12 protein-coding genes are annotated in these 15,689 nt (G+C 38.5%); 2 read left to right on the forward strand and 10 right to left on the reverse strand.

Going from position 1 to position 15,689, the window contains the following annotated elements; genetic code table 11:
* Positions 1-15: 15 nt before the first annotated feature.
* A complete protein-coding gene (gene priA, locus BUC06_RS16065; RefSeq protein WP_073335030.1) occupies positions 16-2,463 on the reverse strand; it encodes a replication restart helicase PriA in 2,448 nt (815 codons plus the stop codon).
* A 503-nt stretch (positions 2,464-2,966) separates the two neighbouring features.
* A complete protein-coding gene (locus BUC06_RS16070) occupies positions 2,967-3,875 on the reverse strand; it encodes an AEC family transporter (RefSeq protein ID WP_073335031.1) in 909 nt (302 codons plus the stop codon).
* A gap of 254 nt (positions 3,876-4,129) precedes the next feature.
* On the opposite strand from BUC06_RS16070, the gene BUC06_RS16075 reads away from it, so the two are divergent.
* Complete coding sequence (locus BUC06_RS16075) at positions 4,130-5,005, forward strand: C1 family peptidase (protein WP_073335032.1); 876 nt, start codon at positions 4,130-4,132, stop codon at positions 5,003-5,005.
* A gap of 73 nt (positions 5,006-5,078) precedes the next feature.
* Here the strand turns inward: BUC06_RS16075 and BUC06_RS16080 are convergent, their stop codons facing one another.
* From BUC06_RS16080 to BUC06_RS16115, 8 genes are all read right to left on the reverse strand, one after another.
* Positions 5,079-7,565 carry a beta-mannosidase gene (locus tag BUC06_RS16080; protein ID WP_073335033.1) on the reverse strand — a complete coding sequence of 829 codons (2,487 nt, stop codon included), beginning with the start codon at positions 7,563-7,565 and terminating at the stop codon, positions 5,079-5,081.
* Positions 7,558-7,944: a GxxExxY protein gene (locus BUC06_RS16085; RefSeq protein WP_073335034.1), complete on the reverse strand. Its 387-nt coding sequence runs from the start codon at positions 7,942-7,944 to the stop codon at positions 7,558-7,560. The genes BUC06_RS16080 and BUC06_RS16085 overlap by 8 nt, the downstream gene beginning before the upstream one ends.
* A gap of 554 nt (positions 7,945-8,498) precedes the next feature.
* Positions 8,499-9,161 carry a copper homeostasis protein CutC gene (locus tag BUC06_RS16090; RefSeq protein ID WP_073335035.1) on the reverse strand — a complete coding sequence of 221 codons (663 nt, stop codon included), beginning with the start codon at positions 9,159-9,161 and terminating at the stop codon, positions 8,499-8,501.
* A gap of 32 nt (positions 9,162-9,193) precedes the next feature.
* Positions 9,194-10,186, reverse strand: coding sequence for an isoaspartyl peptidase/L-asparaginase family protein (locus BUC06_RS16095; RefSeq protein WP_073335036.1), 993 nt, complete (start codon positions 10,184-10,186; stop codon positions 9,194-9,196).
* A 100-nt stretch (positions 10,187-10,286) separates the two neighbouring features.
* Positions 10,287-10,772, reverse strand: a complete 486-nt coding sequence (locus BUC06_RS16100; RefSeq protein ID WP_073335037.1) for a DUF6691 family protein — start codon at positions 10,770-10,772, stop codon at positions 10,287-10,289.
* A 22-nt stretch (positions 10,773-10,794) separates the two neighbouring features.
* A complete protein-coding gene (locus BUC06_RS16105; protein ID WP_073335038.1) occupies positions 10,795-11,358 on the reverse strand; it encodes a YeeE/YedE family protein in 564 nt (187 codons plus the stop codon).
* A gap of 294 nt (positions 11,359-11,652) precedes the next feature.
* Positions 11,653-12,276 carry a Crp/Fnr family transcriptional regulator gene (locus tag BUC06_RS16110; RefSeq protein WP_073335039.1) on the reverse strand — a complete coding sequence of 208 codons (624 nt, stop codon included), beginning with the start codon at positions 12,274-12,276 and terminating at the stop codon, positions 11,653-11,655.
* A 21-nt stretch (positions 12,277-12,297) separates the two neighbouring features.
* Positions 12,298-14,544: a glycoside hydrolase family 20 protein gene (locus BUC06_RS16115; RefSeq protein ID WP_073335040.1), complete on the reverse strand. Its 2,247-nt coding sequence runs from the start codon at positions 14,542-14,544 to the stop codon at positions 12,298-12,300.
* A 102-nt stretch (positions 14,545-14,646) separates the two neighbouring features.
* On the opposite strand from BUC06_RS16115, the gene BUC06_RS16120 reads away from it, so the two are divergent.
* Complete coding sequence (locus tag BUC06_RS16120) at positions 14,647-15,456, forward strand: DUF4197 domain-containing protein (RefSeq protein ID WP_073335041.1); 810 nt, start codon at positions 14,647-14,649, stop codon at positions 15,454-15,456.
* The last annotated feature ends 233 nt before the right edge of the window (positions 15,457-15,689 follow it).

Here is a 15,689-nt window from a genome sequence, read left to right on the forward strand (position 1 = left end):
GTTTGTTAAAAATTGTTAAAAATCTACAATAACATCTTTTTTAATACTTTGATAAGCAGTAATTTCATCAAATTCATTCAAACTTAACAAAACCATTTTCTTGAACGGATCATAGTTTTTCCCCCGCGGAAGTTTGAGCATAATCTGAAACTGGTAGAGATTATTAAGCCTTGCAATCTGAGCCCTTTCCGGTCCCAAAACACATTCTTCCGGCAGATATTTTCTTAAAATAGACCCCAAAAACTGGGAAGCACGGTTCACCTTATCCTCTTTTCTGTGCTTAAGCTCGATCATGATAAGTTTTGTGAATGGCGGATAATGGAATTTCTGACGTTCCGTAAGAATATATTTATAGATTTTGGCAGGATTATTCATCTTGATCAGCTGAAAAACAGAATGCTCAGGATTATAGGTTTGAATTAAAATTTTCCCTTTTCCCGAAACCCTTCCCGCTCGTCCAGAAACCTGAGTGATGAGCTGGTACGCTCTTTCTTCAGCCCTGAAATCCTGTACGTACAGTAAGGAATCAGCTTTGGGAATGGTAACCAGTTCGATATGGTCAAAATCAAGGCCCTTAGAAATCATCTGTGTTCCCACGATAATATCTGTTTCGCCTTCTTCTATCTTTTCGTAGAGCTTTTCGTAGGCAAACTTCTTACGCATGGAATCTACATCCATCCGGTCTACTTCATTGTCGGGGAAAAGTTTGGAAACTTCCTCGTGAATCTGTTCTACGCCTACTCCTCTTTCATTCAGCTTTTCCGACTGACATTTCGGGCAGCTTTTGGGCTTTGATGCTCTCTGCCCGCAATAGTGGCATTTCATTTCATTGGCCGCTTTGTGATAGGTCATCACGACATCGCAGTTCGAACAGTAATTAACGTAGCCACAACTTTCACACTCGATTACATTGGCATAGCCACGACGGTTGTGAAGTACGATGGCCTGATTTTTTTCATCAAGTGTTTTTTTGATTTCATCAATAAGTTGTAAAGAAAAATTACCGGAAACTTTTTTAGATTCCTGGGCTTCTTTAAAATTGATCAGTTCGTATTCAGGTAGATCTACATTCCCGAATCTTTCATTGAGGAAAATATATTTTATTTTGTCTTTTCTGGCGTTATAATAACTTTCTACAGAGGGAGTGGCTGATCCCAGAATGACTCCGGCACCGTAAAGATTTCCCAAAACCAGGGCTGCATCTTTTGCGCTAAAATTGGGTGAAGCTTCTCTGGGTCTGTAAGCGGAATCATGTTCCTCATCCACCACGATCAATCCGAGATTGTGATAAGGCAGAAACAACGCATTCCGTGTTCCGATAAGGATTTTGATATCATTCTGCTTAATTCTCCTCCAGACTTCTACGCGTTCAAAATCGGTGAGTTTCTGGTGATAGAAACCAAGCTGTCTTCCATATTTCTTTTCTAATCTTTGGGTAATCTGTTTGGTAAGCGAAATTTCAGGAAGCAGGAAGAGAACATTTTTCCCTTCTTCAATACATTCTTCTATTTTTTCTAAATAAATATGGGTTTTTCCAGAGGAAGTCACGCCATGCAACAATACATTTTTACCTTCCTCAAAGGCTTCATCGATTTCAACTTTGGCCTCCTTCTGTTGTTCGGAAAGTTCTTCCAGCGCTTCAATTTCACCTTCGTAACTTTCGATCCTGTCTTTCTGCATGTAATATTCCTCGACAAGATTTTTATCGGTAAGCGGTTTAAAATGGGAGCTGCCGAAATATCCATCCTCAAAAAGTTCAGCCTTTTTTATAGGAATATCAGGATGTTCCGTCTGCTTTTCCAAAATCGCCAGAAAAAGGTCTTTCTGCTTGGGTGCCTTGTTCAGTTTCAGAAGAATTTCAGTAAGGTTCTGGTTGACTAAAACCTCATCTTTGATTTTTACGTAGGCTACTTCTTTTGCTTTATATTTTTCATCAATTTTTTCATCAATTTCAATATACTGCAAATCGATCAGTGAATTGATGGTTTTAATAATATCTTTTTTAGGAACAAAGGCTTCGATATCGGTAAGGTTGATCAACTGGCGTACTTCCAACGCCTGGATCAAATACATTTCATTGACATCTAGATTTTCAAAATCAACCGTAATCCCGGGCTTTAACTTCAGATAGGTTTCACTTTCCAGTTTTAAAGAGGAGGGAAAGGCAAAACGGTAGATCTCACCCAATTTGCACAGATAGTAATCTGAAAGCCAGTTCCAGAAATTGATTTGCTCTTCAGGCACGATGGGTTGATCATCCAAAATACTGATCACTTCTTTAGCCACAAAATTCTCAGGTGTGTTGTCGTGAAGTTCAAAAACAATTCCTGTATAGATTTTCTTCCCTCCAAACGGTACCAATACCCGCATTCCCGGCTGGATATCAGTTATTAGTTCTTCCGGAACTTTATACGTGAAAGATCCTTTTAAATTAAGTGGTAAAACGATTTGAGCGTACTGCAAGGGAAATTTTTAAAGTGTAAAATTAGATTTTTCTTTAGAGAACTGCAATTTTTTATTGAGATTGTATGCTGTCATTGTAAGGAGGTGTAGTGAGGTTAACTTAAATAAAGTAAAAAATCTTTTTCTCGTATTTTAAATGGCACCAGAAGGCTTTCTGTTTCTCGCAGATTTAGCAAATTAAGCAGATTAAAAATAATGTGTATCTCTGCAAGATCTATGCAATCTGCGGGAGGTTATTTCAAAATGTAATACGATGTAGTTTTTCAAACGCAAAGTATGATGTTGAAAGCTTTTAATTTTAAGGAAAGCAATGCGTCCGGCTGCACTGTTGATGAAGCTTTATTGATAAAACGTTGGCTTAATCAAATCAGGGCTCATTAGTTTGACTCTTTGTTTAACTAAAAACAAGGTCTTAAAATTAATCCTGGCATCGAAAAAGCAATTTTCCTTTTGAGATTCTTTCGCTTTGCTCTGAATGACAAGTATATGGCTAAATTTTGATTTTAGAAAAGCCATTCGGTGATGTGATACCAACCTGCTGAAGTGAGGAATCCCACTATAATGCTGAAACCAATGATGAGATTGGTAAGCTTGGTATTGAGTCTGAACTGTTCTGCAATAATGCTTGAGGTGACCACGGTAGGCATAGCGGCTTCAAACACGGTAATTTTCGCTACATCTCCTTTTATATTGAGAAGCAGTGCCAATCCTAAAACGATTGCCGGAGCTAAGATCAATTTATACAACATGGAAGCAGACATCTGCGGGATCAGTTTTTTCCATCCGTTGAATTTCAACTGAAGTCCTACAGAGAATAATGCCAATGGACTTACCGTGGCAGCCAGTTTATCAAAAAAAGGTTCAGCCGCTGTAAAATCAATAAACTGAGATAATGTCAGTGCTGCGATACAGCCTACCAGTGGCGGAAAGGTAATCAGTCTTTTAAGAATAAACAGAGCACTTACTTTTCCGGATCTGCTTCCTCCTTTTACTGCGGCAATGATTCCTAAGGTAGAAAGGGCAAAAAACATGGTCTGATCACAAATAATAGCAATACTTAAAAGGCTTTCTCCGTAAAAAGCACTGATCAGCGGAAATCCTATAAAGGAAGTGTTACTATAACCACTTGTTAATTCCAATGTACTTCTTGAACGCCTCGAATAGCCTTTGCTTTTACTGTAAAATAGCATAAAGAAGAAACAGAAAACGGAAATCAGGAAGGTAGCTGCAATCGGAAACAGCATTTCTGTGGTCCATTTTACTTTGGGCAGGTATTTAAATGACACTGCGGGCAGCGCAAGATAGAGAATCCAGGTATTGATGCCTTTATGAGCATCGGGATGGATAGATTTTGTTGCTTTGAATACCATTCCGGCTATAATGCATACTGCAATCAGAACAAAATTGACCATGTTATTTTAAAATATCATACGAAGTTACGGTTGATTTTTTATTTACAGACTCAAAAAACAATTTTTATTTAAAATAATTTCAGAGAGAATATCATCCATATAATTCAATAAACATAATACTTTAATACTATTTAATTCTCCTTTAATCACGAAATAAACTAAAGAACTTATGTTAAATTTTAATATTTTTTACTAAATAAATCACAAAATATTGAATAAATTATTACATTTACTAACCACAAAATATATTTAATATGAAAAGTAAATTAATGTCTTTAGCACTAAGCGTGCTATTCCTGTCCTCCTGCAATTCCAATGAGGACATCACCACTTCAAATCCTGAGCCTACTCCCCAAAAGCAATATGCATTGGGAGCAAAACTTGTAGATGAGCAGACGTTTAACTCTTATCAAAAAGCAGATATAGAGGCATTGACACTGAAATTTAAAGGAAAAAGTCTGGATGCTGCTAAAGTTGCTCTTCCAGGCAGCTACACGATTCCCAGTTCAGCAGTGGGAAATCAGGGCTCCGAAGGTTCTTGCGTTGCATGGGCCACAGCGTACGCGGCGGCAAGTTCAATTGAACGCAACTTTAAAGGGGTTACTCAAAGCAGAAGTCCTGAGTATGTTTACAACCAGATCAAAGTGGGAACATGTGCTCAGGGGGCCTATGTTACTGCGGGACTTAATCTGATAAAAAATCAGGGAGTCTGCAGCTGGAATGAAATGCCTTATACGGATGCCGGATGTTCCACACAACCTAATGCAACACAGAAGGCTGCAGCAAGTACGCATAAGTTTACGAGCTGGGGAACCGTCAATAAAACGGATATCACAGGGGTAAAAAATTTACTAAGCATGAATCTTCCTGTCATTATTGCAGTAAGCGTGGATGACAGTTTTTACAATATGGGAAGTACAGGATGGATCTGGAAAGCCCATTCGGGACAGAATTATGGCGGACATGCCATTTGTGTTGTCGGGTATGACGACAGCAAGCAGGCGTTTAAGGTTCAGAATTCATGGGGGCTGTCATGGGGAAGCAGCGGACATTTCTGGATCGACTATTCATTCTTTGCAAAAACCTCTAATGGAGCCATTAATGAGAGTTATGTAGCCTATGTTCAATAATCATACAGCACCACATTATTTTATATAAAAGAAGCCTTCCATAGTTGTGGAAGGCTTTTCTTTTTCAGACGCATTATTGATGTTGCATCGTATCCCAAAGACTCATGACTTCAATGTTTTGTAAAGGTTTTGAAAGTTTGATCTTTTTTGACGTATTGGGAAGGAGGTCGAAGAAGTTATCACTATAATGCGTATCTCCCATCAGATAGACCTCTTTTGCCAAAACATCTGTAGAAATTTCAATCTCATCTGCTGCCACTCTTTTCATCTTAATGGCAGGTTTTGAAAGTTGTAAATCTTTAGGCCTGACAAAGAAATGCTGATTGGCCGCAATGACTTTTCCACCGTTATCTTTCAGGGTAAGTTGTAAAAAGATTGTATTTCTATCGGATTCATTCAGTAAATTTTTAATTTCAACCGGATCAAATTTCAGAATACTTCCCAATGTTTGCTCTCTTGAAACGCCTATGATTTCTTTTAAAACCTTTCCCTCAAAATTTAAAACTTCGATTTCCAAACTGACCCCACTGAGATCATTCAGTCCATCATTAACCGCATAAAAGTTTAACATTCCTTCTTTTTCTTCCGTCAGAATAACCTGCTGTTCAAAACTTCTCTTCATCTGATATTGAAGCGCCTTCCAGTTTCCTGAATAATCAATGGAAGACCATGAAACAACAGGCCAGCAGTCGTTCAGCTGCCAGTATAAAGTTCCCATATTATAAGGTTTTGCACGACGATGGGCCTCTACAGCGATTCTCATCCCTCTTGCCTGAAGCAATTGGGAAATGTAATTGTATTTTACAAAATCTATGGGAAGCGGATAATCTCTTTTGATATATTCATTGATGATCTCCCAGCCTCTGCTATGTTTTTCATGAGCTTTAATCGTTGGATTTTGAAGATTCAGATCAGGAGTTCCCGAAAACATGGATTTTACAGCTTCAAGACCTGGCATCCCCTGAAAACCATATTCGGACATGAAGCGGCCCACCTTTTCGTTATAGATCTCAAATGGCTGTTCTCCCCACCAAACGCCCCAATAATGGGAGTCTCCTTCTGTAAGGCTTTCTTTATGTCCCCATCCAATGGATGGCGAACTCGGCCAGTATCTATTTTTATCGGGAGTAAGATTCTCCTTCAATGCATTGGGAATCACTTCATGGAACAATTTTTTATAGTCTTTCCAGACCTGAAGGGAGTCATCTTTTGAGTATTTGAACTGCTTCTGATATCCCCAGTTGACAATCGCTTCATCAATTTCATTATTTCCACACCACAAAGCAATCGAGGGATGATTCTGCAGTCGGTTAACCTGATCTTTTACTTCTTCTTTTACGTTGTTTAAAAAAGCTTCATCAGCCGGATAAAAGCTTCCGGCAAACATGAAATCCTGCCAGACTAAAATGCCGTTTTCGTCACAGGCTTTATAAAATTCATCATCTTCATAGATTCCACCGCCCCAGATACGGATCATATTCATATGGGCGTCTTTGGCATCTTTGATGAGCTTCCGGTATTTTTCTTTGGTTATTCTGGGTGAAAAACTATCAGCAGGAATCCAGTTGGTTCCTTTAGCATACAATGGCTGGCCATTGACTTTAAAGTAGAAGGATTTTCCAGCAGCATCCTTTTCCTGAACGAGTTCTACCGTTCTAAGACCAACTTTTATATTCTTTTGATCTAACGCTTTACTATTTTTGGAAAGTTCAATTTTAAAATCATGAAGATTGGCTTCTCCCCATCCGTTGGGTTGCCAGAGTTTGAAACCGCTCACATTATAAGGAACACGAATTGTATTGATTCCTTTTTTGAGAGCAATGGTTTTGTTCAATTGATTAATATTCAAACGATAATCCCCGGCTTCCTGGGCATTAATTTCAATTTCAAAATTAAAATCCAAAACTTCATTTGAAAAGTTCTGATGGTATTTAACGTTCTCAATTTTCGCGAAATTCCAGAGTTCCAATTGTATCTCTTTCCAGATTCCTGCGGTCACCAGTCTGGGTCCCCAATCCCAACCAAACTGATATTGGGCCTTTCTTACAAAGCTGCGGGGTGATTCCGGTATAGCAAACGGAACTTTTTTCGCCAATTCCTTGCCTTGTTTCACGGCCGATTTGAATTTAATCTGTAAGTCATTGTCCCCTTGTTTCAGGAATTCTTTCACAGGAACATTCCATTTCCTGAACATATTGTCTGTTTTCTTCAACAGTTTTCCGTTCAGGTAGATCTCGGAAAAGGTATCGAGACCATTAAAAATCAAATCAATATGATCATTTTTTAGTTCATTTGCTGAAACTTTAAAGGTTGTTTGATATTCCCAGTCTTCATTTTCTATCCACTGTACTTTTTTTTCGTTTTCATCTTTGAAAGGATCGGGAATGATTTTATTGTCCATCAGATCAAGATGAACGGTACCCGGAATTTTTGCAGGCAACCATTTCTGCTCTTTTGTATTTTTGAACTGCCATTTCTCTGAAGACAAACTTCTTTCTGTCATTTGTGCAGTTATCATGGTTTGGATCAAAAGGAAAGCTAGCAGGATCGATTTATTCATTAATAAGTTTATTTACAATTCTGTGAATACCGTATTTGATAAGTTCACTGTTGAAATTGATAAGAAGTCCCAGTCTGATATTAGTCAGTTTAAGATAGGTCAAAACCTGTGAGTAAAAAACAGGATTCAGTTCAAGAACAGCTTTTACTTCAATGATCACCTTATTTTCCACGATTAAATCAATTTTACAGGCATTTTCTACTGTAATTTCTTTATACTTTAAAGACAAAGCTTTCTGTTGCTGTACATCCATTCCTTGTTGTTTCAATTCGTACGCAAGAGCTGCTTCATAGGCATTTTCCAATAATCCGACACCAAGATTTCTATGGACTTCTATAGCGGCTCCTATTATCTTGTAGGACAATTCGTTTTCTATCATTCATTTGTGTTTTTATATTTTGTTTCTTATTATTTTTTGACGCAAAGGCTTATTTTACTACTGCATACTTTAAGCCTGCCAAGAAAGAATCAATTAGCATTGATTCGATTAAGCGGACGCTCATGCATTCAACTTCATCAGCGACAGAGTCGCATTCTTTGCCTTCCTTAAAATTCACCGTTATCTACGTAAAAACTTTGCGTTTAAAATATAACAAAGATTAATTTTAAAACGGCATACTTTAAACCTGCAAAGAAAGAATCAATTAGCATTGATTCGATTAAGCGAACGCTCCATTCAACTTCATCAGCGACAAAGTCGCATTCTTTGCCTTCCTTAAAATTCACCGTTATCTACGTAAAAACTTTGCGTTTAAAATATAACAAAGATTAATTTTAAAACGGCATACTTTAAGCCTGCCAAGAAAGAATCAATTAGCATTGATTCGATTAAGAGGACGCTCCATTCAACTTCATCAGCGACCAAGTCGCATTCTTTGTCTTCCTTAAAACTCACCGTTATCTACGTAAAAACTTTGCGTTTAAAAAACGAATTTATTTATTTTTCAAGGCAACCACCTCATCCGCGCTCGCAAAAGCGCCACCATCTGTAATCGCTGATGAATGAAAATAGTCTGCATTGGTGAATTCGCGGATCTCTTTAATATTGGATGAACGAAGTCCGCCTCCAACCAGAATCCCGATCCTTCCCGCAGAAAGTTCAACGAGTTTTTTCAGGTTTTCTTTACCTTCTGAAACATTGGGTTTCTGACCTGAAGTAAGAATGGTTTTAAAACCACATCCGATTACCTTTTCCAGAGCGTTTTCAAGATCCTTAGCTCTGTCAAAAGCCCGGTGAAAGGTACATGGAAGAGGATTTGCCAATTCTACTAATGTTTTATTCTGCACAAGGTTTACCTCATCATTTCCGTCGAGAATACCAAAAACGAAACCGTCAATCCCTAACGATTTTAAATAGATCAAATCCGTTTTCATTTGTTCAAACTCAGCATCTGAATAAGTAAAATCACCGCCTCTGGGTCTTATCATTACAAAAATTGGGATATTAATTTTTGCTCTGAGATCTTTTAAGGTTTCAAAATCCGGAGTTGTTCCGCCTTCGCTTAATCCGTCACATAATTCTATTCGGTCTGCTCCGTTTTCAAAAGCTATGATTGCAGATTCAGGATTGAAACACGCTATTTCTATTTTTGACATTTATTGTTTATTGAATGGTAAGAAAAATATTTTTATTTCAAGGCAAATTCCGGCTTTTCAAGACGGTTTCCCTTCTGATCATGAACGGCAAAATTAAATCCGTCCTGAATACAGTAAGAACCGTACTCCCCTTTTTTATTCAAAGCGATAAAGCCAACCTGGATATCTTTTAAATTTTTATTTCTTCTCTTAGTAATATTGACAATTCTTTCTACGGCTTCTTTACAGGCCTGTTGAGGATTTCTACCCTGTCTCATCAATTCAACCACAAGATGGGTCCCCACGGTACGGATGACTTCTTCACCATGTCCGGTCGCTGTGGCTGCTCCTACTTCATTATCAACAAATAAACCTGCACCAATGATCGGGGAATCCCCCACTCTACCATGCATTTTAAACGCCATTCCACTGGTGGTACAGGCTCCGGAAAGATTTCCCTGGGCGTCCAGAGCAATCATTCCTATAGTATCATGATTTTCAATATTGGCAATAGGTTTATATTCGCTGGTTTTCAGCCACTCTTTCCATTCTTTTTCTGATTCCGGAGTAAGAAGGTTTTCTTTTTTGAATCCCTGTGATAAAGCAAACTGAAGCGCCCCATCTCCTACCAACATCACATGCGGCGTTTTTTCCATAACAGATCTTGCTACGGAAATAGGGTTTTTAATATGCTCCAAGCATGCCACTGAACCAATATTATAGTTGTCATCCATAATACAGGCATCCAGAGTCACCCTTCCGTCTCTGTCCGGACGCCCTCCGTATCCTACACTTCTTTCAGTTGGGTCCAGCTCTACAAGACGAACTCCTTTTTCTACTGCATCAAGAGCTTTTCCGCCTTTTCCAAGAATAGTCCATGCTTCTTCATTGGCTTTCAGTCCAAAATTCCAGGTGGAAAGAACGATGGGCTTACCTACTCTATTATGATTATCAGGCAGATCTTTCGCGATGAGATCCAGTGGGTTTACGGCAAGTGCCAGAGAAGCAGCGGCCGTTTTTTTGATGAAGTTTCGTCTACTTTGCATGTAAGATGTATTTGCCTCCCAAATTAGCAAATTTCCCGCTAGCAGAAAAGAAAAAAGACCACGGTAAGCGGTCTATGGTATTTATATTATTTTCTTATCATCAATGAGGGAGCTTATCTCTTACATAACCATATACCCACGTTCCTGCAATGGCACTGAGAAGGGTCATGCTCACTGCCAATGCACCAGTTCCGATCTGTGCAAAAAGTGGTCCGGGGCACGCTCCTGTCATTGCCCAACCAAAACCAAAGATCAAGCCACCGTAAATCTGGCCTTTACTAAATTTTTTAAAGGGTACATTGATAGATTCACCATCTAATGTTTTAATCCTGAATTTTTTAATTATCCATACTGAAATCATTCCAACGAAAACGGCACTCCCAATAATTCCGTACATATGGAAAGACTGGAGTCTAAACATTTCCTGTATTCTGAACCAGCTGATGACCTCAGCTTTCACAAAAACAATTCCGAAGATAATTCCGGTCATAAGGTATCTGATATAATAATACCATGGACGATTCAGACTGCTTTCATTGGTACAGGCTGTATTCTGATGAATATCGGTTTCTTTAAGGTCTGTCATTATTATTCTGTTAAAAATTGAACTAAAGGGAAAGAATGATAGGCAAAATAAAATTCGCCATTATAAAACCACCAATCATAAAACATACTGTTGCCACCAGTGACGGCCATTGCAGATTGGAAAGTCCCATAATGGCATGGCCACTGGTACATCCGCCTGCGTATCTTGTTGCAAAGCCTACCATAAATCCTCCCACGATCAACATTATAAATCCTCGTAAGGTCAGCAGACTTTCAAAATTCATCAGCTGTACAGGCACCAGATTGGTGTAATCAGTAATTCCATAGCCTGCCAATTCGGTTTTAAGTTGGGGATTAACGGTAATTTCAGCGGTATTGAGCAGAAAATGGGAGGCAATCATTCCTCCTAAGAAAATTCCCAGTACAAAAAACAGGTTCCAAGCTTCCTTTTTCCAGTCATATTTGAAAAAGCTGATCCCAGCTGGAATGCATGCAGCACAAATATGTCTTAAAGAAGAACTGATTCCAAAGGATTTGTTCCCCAGAATCAACAAAGCAGGAACGGTAAGTCCTATTAATGGTCCGGCTATATACCACGGCCATGGTTCTTTTATAATGTCAATCATTTATTTTGTCTTAATTTAATTCTGAGTAAAAATGGAAATAACTGGGGAGACTTACAGCTACTTTTGTTACATAAGGTGTTTTTGGTGATTTTTTTTACAAAAGTTTTAAAAGTAAAAGGAGTACTGTAAAGAAGGGTGGCTAAGGTTTTTGAAAATCAGAGATTTTCTGATGATTGTGCTTGAGTTTTAAAGATTATTTTCTTTTGAACCACCCCGTCAAAAATTCTTTGAATTTTCGCCACCCCTCCATTGGAGGGGAATGATTGCAGTCGGAATGAGAATTGTGATGGTGTCTTATAGAAGAGCGATTTTGTTTCTGCTGAGTTTTAGTTTTCCGGATTCCTCTAATTGTTTGAGTAGTCTGGATACTACGACTCTTACAGTACCGAGTTCGTTGGCTAGCTGTTCGTGGGTGATTACAATAATTGAAGAATGGGTAAGTTCAGACTTTTTATTCAGAAGATCCAAAAGTCTTTCGTCTACTTTTTTAAAAGCAATGGCATTAATAATGTCAAGTAATTCTTCGAAACGTTTATGATAGAGTTTAAAGATGTAATCCAGCCATTCCGGATATTGTGTGATCAATAATGAGGCTTTATCTACCGGAAGGAAAAGGATTTCTGTATCTTCTTCCACTTCTGCTTTTACGATGCTTTTTTCATTGTGCATTCCGCCTAAAAATGACATGATACAGCTTTCTCCGGCTTTAATGTAATACAGCAAGATCTCCCGTCCGGCTTCATCGGTTCTGATGACTTTGATCATTCCTTTCATAATGATCGGGATAGAGCGTATTGAAGCGTTTTCATTTAGAATATGGTCTCCTTCACGGTAGGTTTTGGCTATGCCATATTGGTAGAGCTTTTCAACAAGTTCGGGTGAATTGGCAAATTCTGAGGAAAGGATATCGTTCTGCATGATGCCTGGTCTACATAAAGTTTAATTTACACCAATTTCATCTACAAAAAGCCAGGCTTTTGAGTCGGCTCCGGGATTTCCGGCAGGAATAATGCCTGCATTTTCAATGATCAGCTTGATGTATTTTGAGGTCTGGTTTCCTACGTTCAGTGTTATTTTTCCTTTTGAATCCTGAATTTCTTGTGTTCCGATCTCCTTAATCATTTTAAAATTCCTGCCATCATCGGAAACAAAAATCTTTGCAGATTTCGCCAGATGAATCCAGCTTCCTTTATTTTCCAGGGTATTAAAATACACTTCCGAGAAGCTTGTTTTCTGACCAAGATCAATAGTTGCCACAACATCTTTACCCTGAAAGCCCAGCCATGTTTTACCCAACTGCCTTGTATTCCCGATTATTCCGTCTACTAAAGTAAAAGCACCTCCGAAAGAGTAGTTTTCACTTGGTGGCTGTTCTAATGTAATTTTTTTTCCTGTGGTTTTGGAAACTGTAAATTCCTGTGAAGAAACTGCGCTTTTCAGTTTTCCATCTTCAAAATAGGCGGATTTCACCGTTATCGACTTTTTAACTCTGACAGGATTCTGATAGACCTGTGAATCCAGCGAAGGTTCTGTTCCGTCAGTGGTATATCTTATCCCTGCCGGATCCTGTGATACGGTGAGCTCATAAGCAATACCTTCATTGGCAGGAACTACTTTTACGGAGATATTGTAAATGCTTTTTGCATAATTAACCTTCATTCCATCCAAAATTTTGAACTGGCCAATGACCCTGCTTTCAAATTCTTTATAATTTTCAGGATCTGCTGTTCCCCATCCTACTTCGGAAAGTGCCATGAGTCTTGGGAATATCATGTACTGTACCTGCTTAAAATCTGTAATATATTCCGTCCATAAATTGGCCTGAACCCCCAGAATGTATTTTGCCTGTTCCGGATTCAATTCTGAGGGAACGGGATTATACGAATAGACTTTATCCAAAGGTGTAAAACCTCCGAAAGCATTAGGTTCCGACTGTGGATCTCCCTGATAATGATCGAAATAGCAATACGCACCAGGCGTCATCACTGCGAAATGTCCTGATTTTGCGGCTTCTATTCCTCCATTTATACCCGTCCAGCTCATGACAGCGGCGTTTGGAGCAAGACCTCCCTCAAGGATTTCGTCCCAGCCGATGATCTTTCTGCCTTTACTGTTTACATATTTTTCAATTCTGTGAATGAAATAGCTTTGCAGGCCATGTTCGTCTTTCAGATTATTCTTCTTAATCAATTTCTGACAGTGGGCGCATTCTTTCCATCTTGTTTTCGGACATTCATCGCCGCCGATGTGGATGTACTGGGAAGGGAAAAGTTTCATGACTTCATCGAGAACATTTTCGAGAAAGGTGAATGTTTCTTCTTTCGGGCAAAAAACATCGTCAAAAACACCCCATTTTGTAGCGGATTCAAATGGCCCTTTTGTACAGGCCAGTTCCGGATATGCTGATAAAGCGGCTAAAGCATGTCCCGGCATTTCAATTTCCGGAACGACGGTGATATGTCTTTGCTGGGCATATTTAACGACATCCCTGATCTGCTCCTGAGTGTAGAAATAGGGTCCGTAAGGTTTTCCGTCAAAAGTATTGTCAACATACGCACCCACCATTGATTCTTTACGTTTTGAACCGATCTCTGTAAGTTTTGGATATTTTTTAATTTCAATTCTCCAGCCCTGATCATCTGTAAGGTGCCAGTGAAAAGTATTCAGCTTGTACATGGCCAGATAATCGATGTATTGCTTCACTTCGTCAACGTTAAAGAAATGGCGGCAGACATCCAAATGCATTCCGCGCCAGGCAAATTTTGGATAATCCTTGATCTTTACAGCAGGAATTTTACCGTCTTTAGAATTCTGAATAAGTTGAAGCATCGTTTGAATACCGTGAAAAAGCCCTGCATCATCCTTTCCAATCACAGACATAAAGTTTTCTGCTACATTAATTTCATAATCTTCTTTTTTGTCCTTATCTACAGATACAAAAATGACATCTGTTCCATGAGTTCTTTCATTTTTTGACAGATCCAACTGATAGTTTTTATTTAAAGATTTAAGAAAAAACTGATACTCAAAAGACTTCTCATTGCCTTTTACAGCTGTTGTATTACTTAAAATAAATTCTCCTTTTGAAAACTCAACACTTTGGGGATAAGGAATTAAATTTGGTTTTGTCTGAGCGGAAAAAACACTGAAAAAAAGAACAGAAAATACAAAAAGAAAACGTCGCATTTGAGTATAATTAAGGTGTTAGCTAATATAATTATTTTCCAAAACTCTTTTACGTATTTAACCTATTAAATAATAAAACATCTAAATTTGCAAAAAAATACAATGAGAAAAAGCATTTTACTGGCCGCAGGATTATTATTTTCAGTTTCTTCGCAGGCACAGCTCTTAGATATCATTAAATCTACTGTTAAAACTAAAACAGGGGTTGATCTTGACAATCCGTCAAAAACTAATAGTTCTGCAACGACAACCAGTACGACCACAACTCCAGCCAAAACATCTCCGGTGAACCTTGGAAATCTTACTTCCACACAGATCTCTTCAGGATTAAAGGAAGCTTTAAGTCTTGGAGTTACTGATGGGGTAAAAAAACTGGCACTAACAGATGGGTTCTTTAAAAATGAAGCGGTTAAAATTTTAATGCCTGAAAAATTAAGAAAGATTGATACGACATTGCGTTCTCTGGGAATGGGAAGCCTGGCGGATGAAGGGGTAAAGTTATTGAACAGAGCTGCTGAGGATGCTGTAACCGAAGCTGCTCCTATTTTCACAAAAGCGATCACCTCCATGACCATCACTGATGCTAAAAATATATTATTAAGCAATGACAATGCGGCTACGAATTATCTACAGACCAAAACGCAAAGCCAGTTGTTTACAGCTTTCCAGCCTAAAGTGAAAGCTTCGTTGGGAAAAGTAGGTGCTGATACCGTCTGGAAAAACCTGATCACCAAATACAACACGTTTACAGGACAGTCTGTCACAACGGATCTTAATGAGTATGTGACGACAGAAACCATCAACGGTGTTTTCAAAATGGTAGCGGACAAAGAAAGCGGAATCAGAAATACTCCGGCTATGAGAACAACTTCTATTTTACAGAAGGTTTTTGGCGCTCAGGATGCGAAATAGATGTCGGATATGAGACTTCTCATTGGAGGTTTAAAATTTATCAGACATTAAAATATAAAAAAGGCTGTTTCAATTTCTGAAACAGCCTTTTCTTTTGCTCTGAAACGAAAATTATTTTATATGCTTCGACTATGCTCAGCATGATATTTCCGGTACGATCTGTCATCGTTAACAGTCAGTTTTCAGCAGTGTTATTCTGATTTATAGATTGAAGGTTTATGAATGAAATTCAC

The sequence above is a fragment of the Chryseobacterium carnipullorum genome, assembly GCF_900142785.1.
Classification (GTDB): domain Bacteria; phylum Bacteroidota; class Bacteroidia; order Flavobacteriales; family Weeksellaceae; genus Chryseobacterium; species Chryseobacterium carnipullorum.

Excerpts from the sequence above, each read along its gene's own strand:
- BUC06_RS16070 (WP_073335031.1), bottom strand. The coding sequence starts at position 3,875 with ATGGTCAATTTTGTTCTGATTGCAGTATGCATTATAGCCGGAATGGTA.
- BUC06_RS16075 (WP_073335032.1), top strand. The coding sequence starts at position 4,130 with ATGAAAAGTAAATTAATGTCTTTAGCACTAAGCGTGCTATTCCTGTCC.
- BUC06_RS16080 (WP_073335033.1), bottom strand. The coding sequence starts at position 7,565 with ATGAATAAATCGATCCTGCTAGCTTTCCTTTTGATCCAAACCATGATA.
- BUC06_RS16085 (WP_073335034.1), bottom strand. The coding sequence starts at position 7,944 with ATGATAGAAAACGAATTGTCCTACAAGATAATAGGAGCCGCTATAGAA.
- BUC06_RS16090 (WP_073335035.1), bottom strand. The coding sequence starts at position 9,161 with ATGTCAAAAATAGAAATAGCGTGTTTCAATCCTGAATCTGCAATCATA.
- BUC06_RS16095 (WP_073335036.1), bottom strand. The coding sequence starts at position 10,186 with ATGCAAAGTAGACGAAACTTCATCAAAAAAACGGCCGCTGCTTCTCTG.
- BUC06_RS16100 (WP_073335037.1), bottom strand. The coding sequence starts at position 10,772 with ATGACAGACCTTAAAGAAACCGATATTCATCAGAATACAGCCTGTACC.
- BUC06_RS16105 (WP_073335038.1), bottom strand. The coding sequence starts at position 11,358 with ATGATTGACATTATAAAAGAACCATGGCCGTGGTATATAGCCGGACCA.
- BUC06_RS16110 (WP_073335039.1), bottom strand. The coding sequence starts at position 12,276 with ATGCAGAACGATATCCTTTCCTCAGAATTTGCCAATTCACCCGAACTT.
- BUC06_RS16115 (WP_073335040.1), bottom strand. The coding sequence starts at position 14,544 with ATGCGACGTTTTCTTTTTGTATTTTCTGTTCTTTTTTTCAGTGTTTTT.
- BUC06_RS16120 (WP_073335041.1), top strand. The coding sequence starts at position 14,647 with ATGAGAAAAAGCATTTTACTGGCCGCAGGATTATTATTTTCAGTTTCT.